Consider the following 3,509-nt stretch of genomic DNA (forward strand, 5'->3'; position numbering starts at 1 on the left):
TTCCGTCTTCGGCGCGGATGGCGCGTTCTTGATCTCGACTTGCGGCTCCGGCGCCTCCTTCGCCTCCGTTTTCGGTGGCGCCCCCGGCGTGCGGCTGAGGTCCGTGCCGCCGGATTCGCGATGAAGTGACGGCTTTGGCGGTTCAGGTTCCGTTTGCGGGAGCGGCTTAGGCGGCTCCGGCTTTTTTTGAGGCTCCGGTGGCTTCGGCGCCGGAGGGGGTTTCGGCGGCACCAGTTCCACGGAAATGGCCGGCGGTTCCACGGGACGATGGGGCGACGAAGGCGGCAGCCGAATGAAAAGGGCCGCCAGGATCGCCGCATGGATGAGCAATGCCAGCAGAAGCTCGGTCGCGAACGCCGGCCCACTGGCTCGGACCGACGCCGGCTCGTCGAGGACCAGTCGGCCGGTCCCATGGGGTCCCGCCTTCAGCTCAGGCAAGCCGGCATCCACTCCGCACAACTCCACTCACGACGCCCCCGGGGGCGCAGTCTGCCGGGTCGCCGGGTTTTCCGAAAGGGGGCAAAGGTTGAAAGACGGTAACGAACGCCGTCGCAATCCGCCATCACGCCCGTGATATGTTTCAAACGGGGATCGGATTCGGGCCGATCGCGCGGGGGACGGGGCAGCGACAATCGTGAGTTTTGAGCAGGAAACAACGCTTACGGATGATCGGCGCATGCTTCGGCGGATCGACCGCATCGCCGCGTTGCGGACGCGTCTCGCGGACGATCCCTTCGCCATGACGGCCGTTGCCGCGGTCATACTTGTCGGCTGCAGCTTTCTCTCCGGTCTCGGCGGCTACGGCATCCTCGACAACAATGAAGGCCTTTATGCGGAAATTCCGCGCGAGATGCTGCTCCTTAAGCAGTACGTGGTCCCGCACCTGAACTTCGTTCCCTACATCGAGAAGCCGCCGCTGCTCTATTGGCTGATCGCTCTCAGCTACGCGATTTTCGGCGAGAATGAATTCGCCGCCCGTCTCGTGCCGGCGCTCGCGGCCATGGGCACCTGCGGCGTCGCCTTCTGGCTTGGCCACCGCGAAGGACGAAAGGCGGAAGGTCTCGTCGCGGTGCTCGTGATGGCAAGCTCGATTGCCTTCGTCGTCGTCGGCCGGACGGTCTTTTTCGAATCGTTGCTGACACTGACCATGTCCGCCGCCCTTGCCTGCCTTTATCTGTTCCTCAAGGATGGAAACAAGCTGCATCTACGTGCGGCCTGTGTCTGGCTCGCACTCGCCGTCATGACCAAGGGTTTCGTCGCGTTGCTGCTGCCGACCCTCGTCGTTCTCGTCTATCTCGCGACGATCCACGCACCGGCGCGGCGCTATCTCGACTTCTTCACCGATCTCCCCGCGCTCGCCCTGTTTCTGGCAATTGCCGCGCCGTGGCATATTTTCGCAGCCGTGCAAGTGCCGGACTTTGCCTGGTTCTATTTCATCAACGAACACCTGAACCGCTTCATTGGCCTGCGCGAGCCGCGCGACTATTATGGCGGGCCGATCTGGTATTACCTGCCGCGGCTCTTCACCTATCTGGCGCCATGGTCACTGGTGCTTCCATGGTCGCTGCGCGCGGCCTGGCAAAGCAAGGAGCCGCTCGATCGCTTTCTTCTCATCTGGCTCACAACCTTCCTCGTCTTTTTCAGCCTGTCCTCCAACAAGGCCAACTATTACCTCGTGACGGCCACCGTACCGATGGCGCTGCTCGTCGCGCGGACGATGGCGCAATGGATCGAGGAGGAAAAATTCGCGCGCCTCGGAATTGTCGGCGCTCTCTGGGGCTTGGGCTTTCTCTGCGCGCTTCTGACGCTGGGCGCGGATTGCACCCAGGCCTCTTCACGCGCCTATCCGACGTGCCTCGCCGCTACGCCGGCGACCATCGGCGCCTTTGTCGCCTACCTTGCCGCGCTTTCCGCCGTCATGCTGCTCTTCAAGAGACGCGATCACCTGGGCTTCGCGGTCGTCGCCGCACTGATCTTCCCCACGCTTCTCACCGCCCAGACCATCGCCACCGACAATGAAAACGCCATCACCGAACGAAACCTCGTCGGCATCCTTGCCGGCGTGGACGATGGACGCCCCCTCTACTTCGCGGGGAAATTCGAGGATACGTCCTCGACCCTCTTCTATCGCAAATCGCGCCTGCGCATCGTCATCGACACCATCGCCGACAACAACAGTGCCGATCTCGCCTATGGTGCGAAGCATGCGAAACCAGGCTGGTTCGTCGAGATGGCCGATTTTGCTACTATCGCAACCAGAAAGCCGGTCTATCTCTTGCTCAACCGGCGCACGGGGCCATACTTCCTCGAACGCATCGCGCCGTCGCGCTTCTGTTCCATCGGCGAAAGCGACCGCCTTATGCTGATGACCAACGTGCCGGAGGATTGTCGCGGCTAGGCGCCGTGCCTCGCCCGATAGGCGAAGGCCGATAGCAGAAACCGCGCGCCGAGAATGAGTGCGTCGGCATCGACCGCATGGGCAAGGTTCGGCATCGCCTGCCCCGCCGCGACGACGCCTGCCTCGGCGAGCGCCTTCACAGCGACATGCATGCCGTAGACGGGCGCGATTTCGTCGAGCTCGCCGTTGATGAGCATGACGGGCGGCCGCGAGGTGACGTCCTTCTTCAACTGTTCGCGACCGACGAGCCCACCCGCATAGCCGAGCACGGCGGCCGGCGCCGTCTCGCGCCGCAATCCGGCATGCAGCGCCATCACCGTCCCCTGACTGAACCCGACCAACGCCAGACGAGACCCATCGAGACCGAGCCGCGCAAGTTCGCCGTCGATGAATTGATCGACGAGCGGCTGCGCGGCCACCGCGTCCTCATAAAGACGCGGATCGTTTCCCGGCCGTTTGCCGATCCATTGAAAGCCGCCATCCTTCGCAACCGTCGGCCCATCCGGTGCGACGAAGGCAACACCGGGCATCGACGCCTGCCAGTAATCGGCAAAGGACATGAGGTCGGCGCCCGACGAACCATAGCCATGCAGAAAGACGACGAGCCATCTCGCATCGCTGCTGTCCGGATCGCGTCGAAGGGCATTGAGCATTGCAACCTCACCCGCGGGCAGCATAAGCCTTCAGCCGCGCGCTCGCTTCCATCAAAATCGCGTCCTGCTTGCAGAAGCAGAAGCGCGCAAGGTGGTGGGGCGCGGCGGTCTGGTCGCCGTAGAACGCCGATAGTGGGATCGCCGCGACTTTCGCCTTCACGGTGATATCGCGGCAGAATTCCTCGTCGGTGCCGTTGAAGCCGAGCGGGCGGAAATCGGCGGAGATGAAATAGGTGCCGTCGGTCGGCAGCACGTCGAAGCCCGCGTCGCGCAATCCCTTTGCCATCAGATCGCGCTTGGCCTCGAGCGATCCGGCGAGGCCGGCGAAATAGCTGTCGTCCTTTCCGAGCCCGAAGGCAACGCCCGCCTGCAAGCCCGGCGGCGTGGTGAAGGTCACGAACTGATGCGCCTTCATGATCGGCGTCATCAGATGTTCCGGTCCGGTGATGTAACCGATC

Annotated in this window: 3 protein-coding genes and 1 pseudogene; 1 reads left to right on the forward strand and 3 read right to left on the reverse strand. The window is 63.3% G+C overall.

The genetic code is table 11. The features are described 5' to 3' along the window. A pseudogene (locus tag VMR03_RS02390) lies at positions 1–450 on the reverse strand (hypothetical protein); the annotation flags it as partial. 226 nt (positions 451–676) lie between these two features. On the opposite strand from VMR03_RS02390, the gene VMR03_RS02395 reads away from it, so the two are divergent. After that, positions 677–2,398, forward strand: a complete 1,722-nt coding sequence (locus VMR03_RS02395) for a glycosyltransferase family 39 protein (protein WP_325401909.1) — start codon at positions 677–679, stop codon at positions 2,396–2,398. Here the strand turns inward: VMR03_RS02395 and VMR03_RS02400 are convergent. Together VMR03_RS02400 and VMR03_RS02405 are read right to left on the reverse strand one after the other, a co-directional pair. Beyond that, on the reverse strand, positions 2,395–3,051 hold the full coding sequence (locus VMR03_RS02400) for a phospholipase (protein ID WP_325401911.1): 657 nt from the start codon (positions 3,049–3,051) through the stop codon (positions 2,395–2,397). The genes VMR03_RS02395 and VMR03_RS02400 overlap by 4 nt on opposite strands. Positions 3,052–3,058: 7 nt before the next feature. Beyond that, the coding region (locus VMR03_RS02405) for an aminotransferase class I/II-fold pyridoxal phosphate-dependent enzyme (RefSeq protein WP_325401913.1) at positions 3,059–3,509 on the reverse strand (451 nt) is incomplete at its 5' end.

The sequence above is a fragment of the Parvibaculum sp. genome, assembly GCF_035511255.1.
GTDB lineage: Bacteria > Pseudomonadota > Alphaproteobacteria > Parvibaculales > Parvibaculaceae > Parvibaculum.

Excerpts from the sequence above, each read along its gene's own strand:
- VMR03_RS02395 (WP_325401909.1), top strand. The coding sequence starts at position 677 with ATGCTTCGGCGGATCGACCGCATCGCCGCGTTGCGGACGCGTCTCGCG.
- VMR03_RS02400 (WP_325401911.1), bottom strand. The coding sequence starts at position 3,051 with ATGCTCAATGCCCTTCGACGCGATCCGGACAGCAGCGATGCGAGATGG.